This is a genomic window from Pilimelia columellifera subsp. columellifera (genome assembly GCF_039532605.1).
Lineage (GTDB): Bacteria > Actinomycetota > Actinomycetes > Mycobacteriales > Micromonosporaceae > Pilimelia > Pilimelia columellifera.
Genome location: NZ_BAAARY010000001.1, coordinates 267,955 through 282,439, shown reverse-complemented (window position 1 = coordinate 282,439; position 14,485 = coordinate 267,955). Strand labels below are relative to the sequence as shown.

Annotated in this window: 12 protein-coding genes; 9 read left to right on the top strand and 3 right to left on the bottom strand. The window is 71.7% G+C overall.

The window, feature by feature from the left end:
- The first annotated feature begins 7 nt into the window (after positions 1–7).
- Positions 8–2,326, top strand: a complete 2,319-nt coding sequence (locus tag ABD287_RS01380) for a galactose oxidase early set domain-containing protein (protein WP_344166945.1) — start codon at positions 8–10, stop codon at positions 2,324–2,326.
- Between the two features lie 37 nt (positions 2,327–2,363).
- Positions 2,364–3,542 carry a S8 family peptidase gene (locus ABD287_RS01375; RefSeq protein WP_344166943.1) on the top strand — a complete coding sequence of 393 codons (1,179 nt, stop codon included), beginning with the start codon at positions 2,364–2,366 and terminating at the stop codon, positions 3,540–3,542.
- Here ABD287_RS01375 and ABD287_RS01370 read toward each other — a convergent pair.
- A complete protein-coding gene (locus ABD287_RS01370; RefSeq protein ID WP_344166941.1) occupies positions 3,527–4,921 on the bottom strand; it encodes a sensor histidine kinase in 1,395 nt (464 codons plus the stop codon). The genes ABD287_RS01375 and ABD287_RS01370 overlap by 16 nt on opposite strands.
- A 6-nt stretch (positions 4,922–4,927) precedes the next feature.
- Positions 4,928–5,614, bottom strand: coding sequence for a response regulator transcription factor (locus tag ABD287_RS01365; protein ID WP_344166939.1), 687 nt, complete (start codon positions 5,612–5,614; stop codon positions 4,928–4,930).
- Positions 5,615–5,936: 322 nt separating this feature from the next.
- Between ABD287_RS01365 and ABD287_RS01360 the strand changes: the two genes are divergently transcribed.
- Genes ABD287_RS01360 through ABD287_RS01330 form a run of 7 tightly spaced genes read left to right on the top strand, consistent with a single transcriptional unit; the run spans position 5,937 to position 13,457 of the window.
- Positions 5,937–6,434, top strand: coding sequence for a PepSY domain-containing protein (locus ABD287_RS01360; protein ID WP_344166937.1), 498 nt, complete (start codon positions 5,937–5,939; stop codon positions 6,432–6,434).
- Positions 6,431–8,335: a hypothetical protein gene (locus ABD287_RS01355; RefSeq protein ID WP_344166935.1), complete on the top strand. Its 1,905-nt coding sequence runs from the start codon at positions 6,431–6,433 to the stop codon at positions 8,333–8,335. The genes ABD287_RS01360 and ABD287_RS01355 overlap by 4 nt, the downstream gene beginning before the upstream one ends.
- Positions 8,326–10,167, top strand: a complete 1,842-nt coding sequence (locus ABD287_RS01350; protein WP_344166933.1) for a WD40 repeat domain-containing protein — start codon at positions 8,326–8,328, stop codon at positions 10,165–10,167. Before ABD287_RS01355 ends, ABD287_RS01350 begins: the two co-directional genes overlap by 10 nt.
- On the top strand, positions 10,164–10,829 hold the full coding sequence (locus ABD287_RS01345; protein ID WP_344166931.1) for a GTP cyclohydrolase II: 666 nt from the start codon (positions 10,164–10,166) through the stop codon (positions 10,827–10,829). Before ABD287_RS01350 ends, ABD287_RS01345 begins: the two co-directional genes overlap by 4 nt.
- Positions 10,826–11,809, top strand: a complete 984-nt coding sequence (locus ABD287_RS01340) for a formylglycine-generating enzyme family protein (RefSeq protein ID WP_344166929.1) — start codon at positions 10,826–10,828, stop codon at positions 11,807–11,809. Before ABD287_RS01345 ends, ABD287_RS01340 begins: the two co-directional genes overlap by 4 nt.
- The gene (locus ABD287_RS01335; protein ID WP_344166927.1) at positions 11,806–12,579 is read left to right on the top strand and encodes a flavin reductase family protein; all 774 of its coding nucleotides are present in this window, start codon (positions 11,806–11,808) and stop codon (positions 12,577–12,579) included. Before ABD287_RS01340 ends, ABD287_RS01335 begins: the two co-directional genes overlap by 4 nt.
- Positions 12,576–13,457 carry a carbon-nitrogen hydrolase family protein gene (locus tag ABD287_RS01330; protein WP_344166925.1) on the top strand — a complete coding sequence of 294 codons (882 nt, stop codon included), beginning with the start codon at positions 12,576–12,578 and terminating at the stop codon, positions 13,455–13,457. Before ABD287_RS01335 ends, ABD287_RS01330 begins: the two co-directional genes overlap by 4 nt.
- Here the strand turns inward: ABD287_RS01330 and ABD287_RS01325 are convergent.
- On the bottom strand, positions 13,450–14,475 hold the full coding sequence (locus ABD287_RS01325; protein WP_344166923.1) for a serine hydrolase domain-containing protein: 1,026 nt from the start codon (positions 14,473–14,475) through the stop codon (positions 13,450–13,452). The genes ABD287_RS01330 and ABD287_RS01325 overlap by 8 nt on opposite strands.
- Between the last annotated feature and the right edge of the window lie 10 nt (positions 14,476–14,485).

Below are 14,485 nucleotides of genomic sequence, written 5' to 3'. Positions count from 1 at the left end.
CCGTCGAATGGCAGGCCTGACACTGGGCCTGCTCTGTCTCACTCTGGCTCTCGCCGAGGGCGTTCCTCCACCCGCCTCGTCGGCGCCACCCTCCAACCTGGTGGTCAATCCAGGCGTGGAGGAGCTGGACGACGGGCGACCGGCGTGCTGGCAGCTCTACCAGCGCGGCGCCAACACGGCGGCGCTCGTCAGCACCTCGGACGAGCACTCCGGCAGACGCGGGATGACGCTGCGGGTGACGGCGTACACCGATGGCGACGCCAAGGCGATGATGGCCGAACGGGCCGGCTGCGCCCCGGCGGTCACTCCGGGGCTTCGTTACGACCTGTCGGTCTGGTACCGCAGCAACGCGCCAGGCGGCTCCATCACGTTGTTCCGGCACGACGGCGCCGGGTGGCACTACTGGACTGACCTGGCCAACCTGCCCGCCGCCGCCACGTACACCGAGGCCACCGCACGGACGCCGGTCGTCCCGGCGGGCACGACCCGGATCCAGTGGGGCGTCAGCCTCGCCGGGGCCGGCGTGGTGACCACCGACGATTACCGGATGAAGGAGGCCGGCAAGCCCCCGGCGAATCCGATCTGCGCGCCTGGCGAACGGTGCCCGAGCGGCGCCTGGGAGGTCATGCCGTACCAGTCGCCGGTCCGCGGCATCCACGCGGCGGTGCTGCGCACCGGCAAGGTGCTCCTGATCGCCGGTTCCGGCAACGACCCGGGCGAGTTCGCCAAGGGCCAGTTCAGCACGACCCTGTACGACCCGGAGGCCGGCTCGTTCACGCCGGTCCCGACGCCGGACGACCTGTTCTGCGGCGGTCACGCCCAACTTCCCGACGGGCGGCTGCTCGTTCTCGGCGGCAATGCCTCGTACCCGGCGGCTGACGGATCGCACGGCTACAAGGGTTTGCGGGCGTCGTACATCTTCGACCCGGAGACCAACGCCTACACCCGCATGAACGACATGAACGAGGGGCACTGGTACCCGTCGGCGACCGTGCTCGGCAACGGCGACGTGCTGTCCGTCGGCGGTTTGAACGAGCGGTCCGAGGGCGCGGTGGGCACCGAGTACTTCTCGTCGACCCAGCGGCGTTGGCTCGCGCCGAACGAGGTCACCCAGACCTACCGGTTCTGGGGCCTGTACCCCGCGATGATCCTGACCGCTGACGGCAGGCTGTTCTACTCCGGCAGCCACGTCTTCGGCGACGGTCTGCCCGGCGCCGGCGCGTCCCTCTACGACCACACCACCGGCAAGATCACCGACGTTCCGGGCCTCCAGGACAAGGACCGGCGTGACCAGTCCATGAGCGTCCTGCTGCCGCCGGCCCAGGACCAGCGGGTGTTGACTGTCGGCGGCGGGAACGTGGTGTCCAACTTGGACGCCGTCCGCCACACCGACGTCGTCGACCTGAGCGCTAACCGGCCCCGGTACCGGGCCGGGCCGAAGCTGCCCACCGGCTTCCGCGAGGACGGGGCACGGCAGAAGGCCCACGAGGGCAAGATGTACGTCTCGACTGTGATCCTGCCCGACGGGAAGGTCTTCGAGACCGGCGGCGCTGTGCACAACCGTGCCGACCCGGTGTTCGAGGCCTCGATGTACAACCCGGAGACCAACCGGTTCACCGACGGCATGGCGCGTGACCCGGTGCCGCGCGGGTACCACTCGTCGGCGTTCCTGCTCCCGGACGGTCGGGTGATGGCGGTCGGCGACAACCCGGGCGACGGCTCGTTCGACAACCGGATCTCGGTGTACTCACCCTGGTACCTGTTCGAGAAGAACCGGCCCGCCATCACCTCGGTCGCGTCGCGAACGTGGAAGGTGGGCAGCACGCAGCGGCTGACGGTCGAGGGTGACATCGCCGAGGTGGCGCTCATCCGGCCGGCCGCGGTCACCCACTCCTCGGACCCGAACCAGCGGTACGTCCGACTGCCGATCGTCGATGATGACGACGACGGCAACATCGATGTGGCGTTGACCCCGAACCCGAACCTGGCGCCGCCGGGCTGGTACATGCTGTACGCCGCCGACAAGCGCGGCGTGCCGTCGGCGGCCCAGTGGGTGCGGATCGAGGCGCCGGCCACGCGGGTGCCGCCGGCCCGGCGTGACGCCGCACCCCGCCCGCGCGCGGTGACGGTGCCGGCCGGGGTGGACGGCTGCGTCCGCAGCTACGGCGACGGCAGTCAGTGCGTCCCGCGGACGTTCCCGTCGATGGTCGTCGACCGGTGCGGGTACCTGCGCGAGCGGGGCCTGACCAGCCTGCCGGTGCGGGCCGGCGACCCGCACGCTCTCGACCGCAACCGCGACGGCGTCGCCTGCGGCCAGGGCGACTGACCACCGCTCCACCGCTGACCCTGATCCGGAGGCCACCATGACACGATTCCCGCTGGCTGTGACTCTCAGCGCCCTGCTGGCAGTGGTCTCGGCCCCCGCGGCGCCCGCTGGGGCGGCGACAGCACCGATCCGCCACGCCGACAGCCCGCTCGCCGTCGCCGGCAGCTACATTGTCGCGTGGTCGCCCGGCGCCGGCGCCGAGCAAGCCGCCACCCTCGTCCGGAGCTTCGGCGGACAGGTCACCCGCACCTATCAGCATGCCCTGAACGGCTTCACGATCTCCGCCACGCCCGCCCAGGCGCGCCGGCTGGCCGCCGACCCGACGGTGGCCTACGTCGAGCAGGACCAGCTGTTCCAGGTGTCCGGGGCCCGTAGCGACCCGGCGTCCTGGGGGCTCGACCGGATCGACCAACGCCGGCTGCCGTTGGACAAGCGGTATCAGCAGACCCCGGGCGGCAACGGTGTCCATGCCTACGTGGTCGACACCGGGATCCGTACCACCCACACCGACTTCGGCGGCCGGGCGGTCAGCGGCACGGACGTCGTCGACAACGACGGCGACGCCGCGGACTGCCATGGTCACGGCACGCATGTCGCCGGAACCCTGGGCGGCGCCGCCTACGGCGTGGCGAAGACCACGACGCTGGTAGGGGTGCGAACACTCGACTGCGAAGGCAAGGGCACCACGTCGCAGTTCGTCGCCGGCATCGACTGGGTCATCGCCAACGCCAAGAAGCCGGCCGTGGCGAACATGAGCCTCGGCGGGCCCGCCTCCACGACCGTCGACGACGCCGTCAAGAAGCTCATCGCCGCCGGGGTCACCGCCGCGGTGGCCGCCGGCAACGGGGGTCCCCGCGGAATCATGGACGTGGCCTGCAAGTTCTCGCCCGCGCGAGTGCCAGACGCGATCACCGTGGGGGCCACCGACCACAAGGACCGGATGGGCGACTTCTCCAACTACGGGTCATGTGTTGACATCCTCGCCCCGGGAATCAACATCGTGTCGGCCACCAGCGCCGACGACACCGCGATCAAGACGCTGACCGGCACCTCCATGGCCACTCCCCACGTGGCCGGCGCCGCGGCGCTGCTCCTGTCGCGGCAACCGCAGCTGACTCCGGCGCAGATCGCCGAGAGGCTGAAGACCTCGGCGACGCCCGGCATCGTGACCAACACCAGCAGCACGCCGAACCGGCTGCTCTACACCGGAGACTGAACGGGCCCCGTCGGCAGCGTCACTGTCGCGTCGATGCCGGTGGGTTCGACTGGCTCCAGACGCACCTCGCCGTCGCTCGCCTCGGCGAGTTGCTTCACCAGTGAGAGCCCCAGCCCGGTGCCGCCCTTCGGCGCGCCCGGCGCGCGCCAGAACGGACTGAAAGCCTGATCACGTTGGTCAGGAGGCAGCCCGGGTCCGCTGTCGGCGATGTGCAGTTCGACCGCGGCGTCCTCGGGGCTGGCCGTGGGGCGGGTGCTGATCGTGATGGGCGAGTCGGTGGGCGCGTGTCGGATGGAGTTCGACAGGAGGTTGTCCAGGATCTGGTCGAGCGCTCCGGGCACGACCGAGACGCTGACGTCGGCGATGTTGGTGTGCTGGATGCGTACCCCCCGCTGGACGGCCAGCGGCTGCCACAGGCTCACTCTCTCGGTCACGGCGTCGCGGAGGTTGATGGCCTCCCGTCGGCTACTGGGGTGTCCCGAGCGGGCCATGTCGAGCAGTGTCTGGACCATCCTCGCCAGCCGGTCGGTCTCCCGGACTGCGGCGTGCAGGTGTTTGCGGCCCGACGTGTCGATGTCGTTCTCCAGGTTTTCCAGACGCAACCGGATGGCCGCGAGCGGCGTTCTCAGCTGGTGGGAGGCGTTGCCGGCGAACGACCTCTGCGCCTGGGTGAGCGCTTGCAGACGGGCGGCGGTGGCGTAGACGGTGGCGGCCAGGCGGCGCAGCTCCGGGGGGCCGGTGACGGGGGTCGGCGGTGGCGGGGCGCCGTCGGCGAGCTGCCGCGCGGTCGTCTCCAACTCGCGTACGGGGCGGCTGATCCAGCGCGCGAGGGCGACAGCGACCGCGGCGGCGGCGGCGAGGACCACCAGGCCCGCGGCCGTGAGGATCCACCACACCTGGTAGATGCGGTCCGTGACGGTCGCCATGGGGACGGTGACCCGGATGGCGCCCTGGCCCGGCTCGCCGGGCCGCACGGGCACGGCCACGGACATGAACCTCTCGCCGCCGGACTCGGCGGTGCGGGTGCTCACCCGGCCCTGGCCGGTCAGGGCGGTGCGGATGTCCTCCGCGGCGGCCAACTCTCCGGGTCGGTGCTGGCCCGGATGGGTGCTGGAGAGGATCTCGCCGCGAGCGTCGACGACGTCGACCTGGCCCTTCAGCCGTTTGGCGGTCTCCCGCGCCAGGAGGTGGACCTGGCCGAGCTGGCGTTCGCGCAGCGCGGCGTCGAGGAACACGGCCAGCACCTCGGCGTCGTGTTCCAGCCTGGCGAACTCGCGCTGCTCCTCGCTGCGGGCGTACAGGTAGCCGAACGGTACTTCCAGGCCGAGCAGGATGAGCAGCGCGAACGACAGGTAGGTGAAGAGCAGCCGCCGGACCATGGCGGTCTACCGGGGGACCAGTCGGAAACCGACGCCGCGGCGGGTCTCGATCCACGCCGGGTCGCCGAGCTTCCTGCGGAGGCTCGCGACGTGGAAGTCCAGAGTTTTGCCCCGGCCGAAAAAGTTCGGCTCCCACACCGTCTCCAGGATCTGCCGCCGCCGGAGGACTGCGCCAGGGTCGCGAGCCAAATACGCCAACAGGTCGAACTCCTTTGGCGCCAGGACCAACAGTCGGCCGGCCAGCCGCACCTCCCGCACCCGGGTGTCGATGACGAGGTCGCCGATGACCTGCCGTCTGGTGTCCCCGCCGGCAGGGGCCGGGGTGGGCGCGGCGGCCGTTTCGGATCGGGCGCGGCGAGAAACCGCGTTCATCCGTGCCACGAGCTCCCGGACGCTGAACGGCTTGGATAGGTAGTCGTCGGCGCCGAGTTCGAGCCCGGCGACCCGATCGGCCTCGTCGCCGCGAGCGGTCAGCATGATCAGGGGGACGTCGTCGGTGCGCCGGATCGCGCGACATACCTCGATGCCGTCGATGTCCGGCAGGCCGAGATCCAGTAGCACCATGTCGGGCCGTGGGGCGGCCAGGGCCTCCGCGCCCGTGGTGACCCACTGGGTGGTGATGCCGTAGCGGGCCAGCCCGTCGATGAGCGGGTCGGCGATCGAGTCGTCGTCTTCGACGAGCAGCACCTTCATCGTACGCGGGCTCCTTCGACTGGCCGGACCAGCTCGCCGAGGCGACCGGAGGGCTAGGGATATCGTCCACCGCTTCGGCAGCGGACGACGTCAGCTGAACCAAACCAGGCTCGTTCGTTGGTACGCGCCGGACCGTCTCGCCAGCCTGGCCGCTTCGGCAGACACAGCCATCGGAACGCGTGGCCGGGCGCGAAAGCCAGGACATGGCCAGGAGACGGCCAGGACTTCCCAAGGTTGGTCAGGGTTGCGCCATGTCCCCACCTGTCGGCTCGTGCTGTCCGTACTGCCTGGTGGTTAGGCAACAGCGACAGTGGAGGTACTGATGCGAAAAGCAGTCCTGGTCACGGCGACCGCGGGTTTGGTGCTGGGTAGCACCAGCCTGGCGTTCGCCGACCAGAGCACCCAGCCGGCAACCGGGACCGGCGTGAGCTCCGCCCGGGCAGGCGAGCCGACGGCGGCGATGACGTCCGCGCAGGCAGGTAACCAGGTTCTACGGGCGGCCGGCGGGGGCCGGGTCGTGGGCGTGGAGCTGACTGAGGTCGGCGGTCAGGCGTTCTACAAGGTGCGGTTCGTCTCTGGCAGCCGGCTGCGCACGGCGATGGTCGATGCGGTCACCGGCCAGGTTTTCGGAGCCCCGGCCGGCAGGGGGCAGAGCTCTGACGGGCAGGGGGGCGTTGGCGCCGCTAGCGGCTCGACCTTCGATGACGACGATGACGACGATGACGACGATGACGATGACGATGACGATGACGATGACGACGATGACGACGATGACGACGATGACGGGCCGGTTCGTCCGGGCACGGAGCCGAACAAATGATCGTCTCCGACCGGCTGATCCGCATCCTGCACGTCGACGGTCACGGTCTGCTGGCTGCCGACGTCTACGGGCGCATCCACCTCCTGGATGACGGCCTTCGGGTGGTCCGGTCCTCGCCGTTCGTGCGCCACGGTCGGCCCGTGTACGGGCTTGCCGTGGCGGACGGCTGGGTGATCGGCAAGGACAGGGGCGGCGCGATCCTGCGGTGGCGGCTGGACACGCTGGAGCTGGCCGACCGCCTCGATCCCGCCGCGGCCGTCGACCGCGCGTTGCTGCTTCCCCGGGAGGAACCGGCCCCGGCCAGCTCCCGCGGCATCGGGGTCTGGGACGGCCGGGTGTTCGTCTCCAGCGGCTACCACCGGCACATGCTCGTGCTCGACCTGCACACCTTCGAGGTGTTGCAGGTGCGGCCGAACCCCACCGGGGACTCGCCGATGGAGTGGGCCTGCACCGAGCACCCGAGCGTCCACGCGGTGTCGGACAAGAAGGGCAACCTGCGGTTCGGGTCGTTCGCCACCATGGAGTTCGGTCCGGCGGTCAAGCTCGACGAGGGCAACATCCACCGGGTGCGTTACGACGCGCGCCACGACAGGTTCTGGGCCACCCAGGACTTCGGCGCCGGCGCCGACGCTGACATCGCGAACGGGGTGCTCGTCCTCGACGCCGACGGGACGGTAGAGGACCGGCTGCTGTTCGCCCGTGACGACGTGGAGTTCGTGGTGTTCGCGCCGGATCAACGGCGTGCGTACGCCGGCGGGTTCGACGGCGAGCTTCACGTTCTCGACAACTCCGACCGACAGCTGCGGCTGCACCGGACGGTGACCGGGTTCAGCCACCAGCTCATCGACTGCGCCGTAGCCGCCGACGGCAGCCTCTACGTGCTGTGCCAGGACGGTGAGGTGACGCGGCTGGATTCTGACGGCGAACTGACGGCGACGATGGGATTCCCGAGGCAGGCCGTCTGGGACATCCAGGCCGACCGCGCCGACCCCGCGACGGTCTACTGCGCCACCGACACCGGTGTCGCCACGGTCGCGATCGGCATCGACGCGCGGGGTCCGCTGCCGGTCGTCGCCGCCGAGCACCGCACCGGGCTCGGATTCACCCGCCGCGTCGCCGCCCTCGCCGGGGGCGTCGTGGGGATCAGTCGTGATCGCCACGCCTTCCGGATGAACAGTGACGGCGCCGTGCTGTGGCAGACCCCGCTGCCGGCCCTGCCGCACACCGTCGCCGTCGACAGCGACGGGCGGCGCGCGCTGGTGGCGACCAACGGCGGCGCCGTCGAGCTGAACACCGCCGACGGCGCCCGACTGGCACTCCTGGACGTCGGCGGCCTACCGGTCTGGGCCGGTCTGTACCTGCCCTCCGGCGAGCGGCTGTTGATCACCCGGAACGGGGTGATCGTGGTCGTCGACTCCGACGGCGTCGAACGGTGGCGGTTCGACCAGGGCGACTACCCCAAACGGGCCTGGCTGCAGGACGGGCTCCTGTACGTGGTCGGCGACGGCGGGCTCAAGGAGATCGCGATCGGCGGCGGCGTCCGGTGCCGGTGGAGTCGTCTGATGTCGAACACGGTGGAGAACGCGGTGGTGACCGGCGACCTGGTCGTCGCCAGTTCCTACGGCATGCAACTGGGCGTCTACGACTATCGCAGCGCCAAGCTGCTCGCGTTGGTGGAAGACCTGCCCGACTACCCCAAGGCCCTGGCCGTGGCGCGCGACGGCGGCCGGCGCTATCTGCTGGTCGGTTGCCGTGGCGGGCTGCTGTCGACCTACCACATCGACCGCGCGGCGCCCGGCGGTCCGCTGACCAAACTCCGCGACCACTGGCTCGCCCGCACCCCTGCCCACATCGCCCTGCAAGAACTCCCCTTCACACTCAAGGAACCGGCATGCGCGTGATCAATCTGGGGCCCGAGCGCGAGGGCCACGCCGCACCCATCACCCACGTGGCGTTCCGCCCCGACGGGCGGCGACTGTCCACCTGCTCCTATGACGGGACCGTCATCATCTGGGACACCACCGATCCGAAGGATCCGACCCGCCTGGCGACGATGCGGCACCGGCGGCTCGTCAACGCCGCCGCCTGGCACCCCACCGACCCGCGCCGGCTGGCGACCGCCTCGGCCGACAAGACCGTCGCGGTGTGGCGCCTCGACGACGAGGGCCCCGTGCCGGTGACGGTCCTGGCCCGGCACACCGACGACGTCAACGCCGTCGCGTGGCTGCCCGACGGGCGGCACCTGGTCTGTGTCTCCGAGGACGGTCGCGCCACCATGTGGGACGCCGGGACCGGCGCGCTGTGCCGCGAGATCGGCGCCCACGCCGCCCACTGCATGATGGTCGCCACCAGCAGGCAGGGTCTGATCGCCACCGTCGGCGAGGACGGGCTGGTGGTGGTCACCGACCCGGACGCCGCCAGCACGGTCGCCAGCCGCCGCTACGACTCCTCGGTGGAAGGTTGTGCCTGGTCCCCGTCCGGGGACCTCCTCGCCGTCGCCCGCGACGACGGCGCTGTGGACCTGCTCACCGCCGGATGCGCCCACCTGGTCAGCATCAGCGCTGCCGACTGCGCCGCCCGCTCCGTCGCCTTCGCCGACGAGTCGACCCTGGTCGTCGGCGCCTACGACGGGACGCTGCGCACCTTCGACGTCGCGGGCCGTCTCCTCGCGACCTTCCGGGATGCGCGGGTGTGGCCCCGCTCGGTGGCGACCCACGGCGACATCGTCGCCGCCGGCACGTTCGGAGCCACCCCGATGCTGCTGGACCGGCTCTCCGGCGTGGCGCTCGCCGAGCCCGCAACCGCCACCTACGGCCCCAACGCTGTGGCCGGCCGCGGCGGCGAACTGCTGATCGGCCTGGACTCCGGCACGGTGCTGACCCTCAATCTCGACAGCGACCCCCGCCGGCCCGACGTGGGCGCGCACCGGCTCGGTGACAGCCCCGTGCTGTCCGTGGCTGCGGGCCGCCAACAGTGGTACGCCGGCAGCTACGACGGTCGTGTCCACGCCGTCACCGACACCGGCGCCCGAACGAGCGCGCAGGTGGGGTCGCCGGCGCCGTCGATGTGCCTCACCGCCGACGGGCTGGTCGTCGGCACCTATGACGGGGACCTGCTGCTGTTGGATCCTGACACCCTGGCCGTCCGCGAGCGCCTGCGCCGCCACGGCGGCTCGGTGAAATCGCTGACCGCGACGCCCGGAGGTTTCCTGTCGGCGGCCACCGACCGCACCGTCGCCGGCGGCGACTGGCGCCGGCGGACCACACTGTGGGAGCACGGCAACCTGGTCAACGCCGTCGCCGCCGATCGTCGTGGGGAGGTGGTTGCCACGGCGTCCCGCGATCACACGGTCAAGGTCGGCCGCCGGGACGCGGCCGGCAAGGTCACCGGGCCGGTGCTGTCCCTGCTGGGGCCGGACGAGTCGGTCAAGTGTGTGGCCGTGCTCGGCGACCCGGGCGCCCCCACGGTGCTGGCCGGCTCCTACGACTTCGGCGTGTACGCCTGGCGGGTCGACTGGTCCCAACCGGCCGGCGCGCTGCGCGGCGGGGATCTTGTCACGCAGCTCGACCAGGCGGTGTCGTGCATGGTCCGCCTGGATCGGGACCGGGCCGTGGTCGCCGGCTGGGACGGCCAGCTCGTCCTGTTGCACGCCGGGGCGGACGGCGGAGTCCGCATAGGGCGTCGGTACCGGGTCGCCGACCTGCTGGCCCGCATCGGTCAGGCGCCGGCATGAGCCGGTCCAGCCGTCCCGGTGGACCGGCCGGCGCGGGCACGCCGTCCCGGTCGGCGGCTGTCCGTGCCAGCGTTCCCGTCACATTGGACGGTCCGGGCGGGCCAGCCGCGCGGTTGGTGACCTTCAACGGCCTGCCAGACCCGGGCGAGCACCTGGCCTGTCTGCTGCCGGGCGTCCGTCCGGCCGGGGCGCCGTTGGTGCGGCTGCACAGCGAGTGCCTCACCGGCGATGTCCTCGGCTCCACCCGCTGCGACTGCGGCCCGCAACTCGCCGAGGCGTTGGGCCGGATCGGCGCGGAGGGCGGGGCGGTGCTCTACCTGCGGCAGGAGGGCCGCGGTATCGGCCTCTACCCCAAACTCGACGCCTACCTGTTGCAGGACGGCGGCGTGGACACCTTCGACGCCAACCGGCTGCTCGGCTACGGCGATGACCACCGCGACTACCGGGTCGCCGCCGTCATGCTCCACGCCCTGGGCATGACCCGGGTGCGACTGCTGACCAACAACCCCGACAAGGTGCGGCAGCTTCGCGAGCACGGGATCGACGTTGTCGAGGTGCTGCCCACCGCCGTGCATCTGACCACCCACAATGCCCGTTACCTGGCCGCCAAAGCGGTCCGGGCCGGCCATCACCTACCGCTTCCACCGGAGGGGACCGCATGATCGACCCGAGCGCGCCACTTGTCGAGGACCCGAGCCCGCATCTGGCCGAACACGCCGCGCCGGCCCAGCCGGCGGCGTTCGCCGTGCCGCCCGGCGCGCTGCCCGACACCGACGTCGACCGACTGGCGGCCACAGTGGAGGACGCGCGGGTCCCGCTGGCCGCGCGGCTGGCCGCCGGTCAGATCCTGGCCGTGCGTGGCGACCCGCGCCTCACCGATCCGCCCCCGGTGTGCCCGGTGCCGGGCGGCCCGGTGACAATGGGCCTGGCGCCCGGAGGCGTCGCCGCGGTAGTGGCGGCGTGGCGCCACGTCGGTGTCGAGCCGGCCTGGATCGCCAAGGAGACCCCGGCGCACACCGTACGGCTGGCCCCCTACTGGATCGCCAGCTACCCGGTCACCAACGGCGAGTACGCCCGGTTCCTGCACGACACCGGCCGTTCACGGCGGCCGAGCACCTGGCAGCTGGGCGCCTACCCGTGGGACCGGTCCAACCACCCGGTGGCGGGCGTCGAGCCCCAGGACGGCGACGCCTACGCCGACTGGCTCACCGCTCGCACCGGACACCCGTGGCGGTTGCCCACCGAAGCCGAGTGGGAACACGCCGCCGCCGGCCCCGACCGACGCGAACACCCCTGGGGCGACGCCTTCGACCCGGCCGCGGCGAACACCCGCGAAACCGGCGTCCACACCACCACACCCGTCGGCGCGTTCCCCGCCGGCCGCTCCTGGTGCGGCGCGATGGACATGGGCGGCAACGTCGAGGAGTTCGTCGCCGACACGTACCGCCCCTACCCCGGCGCCGAGGCGGTCAGCGACGACCTCACCGACGCTGTGGGCACGTACCGCGTCGCGCGCGGCGGCAGCTTCTGCCGCTACGGCGACCTCACCCGGGCCAGCCGCCGCCACGGCCCCTACCCCAGCCCCCTGTACCCCATCGGCTTCCGGCTGGCCACCAGCCACGACCCGGGACAACGCCCATGACCCAGCTGTGGAAGAAACTCACCAGCACCGTCGGGCTCGTCACTGTCCCGGACGGCGACGGCCTCAACGTCATGTCCGCCGAGTGGTCCTACTTTGTCAACAAGGAACCGCTCTACGTCGCTGTCGTCCTCGGCCCCCGCGCCGTCAGCCACGTCCTCCTCGCCACCGCCGGGCGCTTCGCCGTCACGTTCTGCGGCGAACACCAGGCAGACCTCGCCGACTTCGCCGGCAGCTTCACCGCCCGCGACCTCGACAAGACCTCCAGCCAGGGTCTCGCCTTCGGCGAACCGACCCCCGACGGCGTCCCGTGGGTCACCGGCGGCGTTCTCGCGGTCGAGTGCGTGCTGCGGCAGGTCGTGCCGATGCCCGTACACCGCATGTACATCGGTGAAGTCGTCGCCGCGCACGAACCCGACCAGCCGGTACACCCCCTGGTCAAGCACGGCGGCATGTTCACCCTCGGCCCGCCGGCAGCCCGACGCGCCGTCATCGCGGCCGCCGCGATCACCCCGCGGGGAGCGCTGCGGGTGGGCGCCACCGCGCCACCGTCGACCCACGGCGCCGGCTGGCGGGTCACCCTCAACCGGCCCGACGGCACGAACGTCGACCTGGGCGAACACCACGCCAGCGGCCACGGTGACCTGCTCACCGACATCGCGCTGCCCAGGCATCTCACCGCGGCCGACGTGGTCGGCTCGTCCGTCACTGTCGCCCGGGGAGAAGCCGCGACCGGCACCGCCCGCGTCAGCGGACCCGGACCACGTCGATGAGCCCCGTGCCGTCCATCCCCCTGCGGGTGGCCACCGTCCAGGCGCGGGCCGTCCCGGGCGACGTCGCCCACAACGCCGCCCACGCCGCGACGCTCGCCGCCACCGCGGCCGCCGACGGCGCCCAACTCGTCGTGTTCCCCGAGCTGCACCTGTGCGGCTACCACCTGGCCGCGCTCGCCACCGACCACACCGCCGAGGTCGCCGCCGACCAGCACGGACACGTCCGCGACGAGCGGCTACGTCCGCTCACCGCCCGTGCCGGCGGCGCCGACGTGGCGGTCCTTCTCGGCGCCGCCGTACGCCGCCCTGACGGTCGACTGACGAACTCGCTGATCCTCAGCGTCGAGGGCCGGTGCCAGGTCGTGTACGACAAGGCGCACCTCTGGCACGACGAGAACACGCTCTTCACTGCGGGCGGCACAGCCGCCGACCTCGACGTCGGCCCGTGGCGAATCGGACTCGGCATCTGCTACGACATGTCCTTCCCCGAACACGCCCGCGCCGCCGCCGTCCGCGGCGCCCACCTGTACGTGGCCGCCAGCGCCTTCGCCGCTGGGGCCGAGCACCGCGCCGCCATCTACCTCGCCAGCCGGGCGTTGGAGAACACCATCTACTGCGCCTTCATCAACCCGGTGGGCGGACCCGAGCACCGGCCCTGTCGTGGCGGCACCGCCGTCTGGGGACCTGGCGGAGCCCGCCTGGCCGATGCCGGCGGCGACATCGAACGCGTCCTGCTGACTGACCTGGACCCGGGACAGATGACAGCCGCCCGAAAGGGTCTGCGGATGCTCGCCGAGCACCGCCGGCAGTCCGCGGCGCCGACTGACCCGTCCGTGGCGGAGAGTCCCCAGCAACGGCGCCGCTTCTCCATCAGCTGATTGCGGGCAGGATGTCCTCGTCGAGGAAGGCGAGGAGGTCGAGTTCCCGATCCTCCACCTTCCTGGGTTTGCCGGTGGTGTCCTGGGTGGAGCTGAAGACCAGGTCCAGGCTGGGGATGACGGCGACGTACTGCCCGCCCCAGCCCCAGGCGAACTGCACCGGATGTCCCCGCACGGTCGCCAGCCACCACAGCGCGCCGTACTGGTAGCGGGGGTCCTGCTCCTTGTGCCCGGAGTAGGCGCGGGAGAACGCTATGGCCTCGGCCGGCACTACCTGCTGCCCGTTCCATACGCCGTTCCGTAGGTACAGCTCGCCGAAGCGGGCCAGCGCCCGGGCGGGCAGGAAGACGTTGCAACCGCCGGACGCGACGCCTTGCGGGTCGCAGCCCCAGGCCTGGTGGCCGATGCCGAGCGGCGCGAAGAGGTGGACGGACGCGTACCGTTCGAGGGTGACGCCGGTGGCGGCCTGTAGCACCGCCGACAGCAGGTGGGTGTCGCCGGTGCTGTAGTGGAATCGGGCGCCGGGCGTCGCCGCCAGCGGCTGGTCGAGGATCGCCTTGACCCAGTCGTTACCGTTCTCGATGGCGTACTCGGTCTCGTCCTCCGACCACTGTAGGCCGGAGCGCATCGTTAGTAGGTGCCGGATGGTGATGCCGGCCTTCGTGCTGCCGGCCGCGACGGCGGCGGGCAGGTAGTGGCCGATGGGCGTGTCGTAGCTGGCGATGTCGCCGCGGCACAGCGCGATGCCGTAGACCGCCTGGAGGACGCTCTTCGATGCCGAGTGCACATTGTTGCTCTGCTGCGGGCCGCCGCCGTGGAAGTAGCGTTCGTAGACGAGACGACCGCCACGCACCAGGATGAGGCTTCGGGAATTCTTGACGCCACCGAACCAATCCGCTGACTCGTCCAGCGACGCCACGTCCAAGCCGGCGGGGGCGAACCGGGCGCCGACCTGCCAGCCTGCGTCCGGGTCGCCGTGGAACGCCCGGGGTTCGTTGCTGACGTAGAACTGTGCCACGAGCGCCCCT

Coding starts and splice junctions, on each gene's coding strand:
- ABD287_RS01380 (WP_344166945.1), top strand. CDS start 8: ATGGCAGGCCTGACACTGGGCCTGCTCTGTCTCACTCTGGCTCTCGCC.
- ABD287_RS01375 (WP_344166943.1), top strand. CDS start 2,364: ATGACACGATTCCCGCTGGCTGTGACTCTCAGCGCCCTGCTGGCAGTG.
- ABD287_RS01370 (WP_344166941.1), bottom strand. CDS start 4,921: ATGGTCCGGCGGCTGCTCTTCACCTACCTGTCGTTCGCGCTGCTCATC.
- ABD287_RS01365 (WP_344166939.1), bottom strand. CDS start 5,614: ATGAAGGTGCTGCTCGTCGAAGACGACGACTCGATCGCCGACCCGCTC.
- ABD287_RS01360 (WP_344166937.1), top strand. CDS start 5,937: ATGCGAAAAGCAGTCCTGGTCACGGCGACCGCGGGTTTGGTGCTGGGT.
- ABD287_RS01355 (WP_344166935.1), top strand. CDS start 6,431: ATGATCGTCTCCGACCGGCTGATCCGCATCCTGCACGTCGACGGTCAC.
- ABD287_RS01350 (WP_344166933.1), top strand. CDS start 8,326: ATGCGCGTGATCAATCTGGGGCCCGAGCGCGAGGGCCACGCCGCACCC.
- ABD287_RS01345 (WP_344166931.1), top strand. CDS start 10,164: ATGAGCCGGTCCAGCCGTCCCGGTGGACCGGCCGGCGCGGGCACGCCG.
- ABD287_RS01340 (WP_344166929.1), top strand. CDS start 10,826: ATGATCGACCCGAGCGCGCCACTTGTCGAGGACCCGAGCCCGCATCTG.
- ABD287_RS01335 (WP_344166927.1), top strand. CDS start 11,806: ATGACCCAGCTGTGGAAGAAACTCACCAGCACCGTCGGGCTCGTCACT.
- ABD287_RS01330 (WP_344166925.1), top strand. CDS start 12,576: ATGAGCCCCGTGCCGTCCATCCCCCTGCGGGTGGCCACCGTCCAGGCG.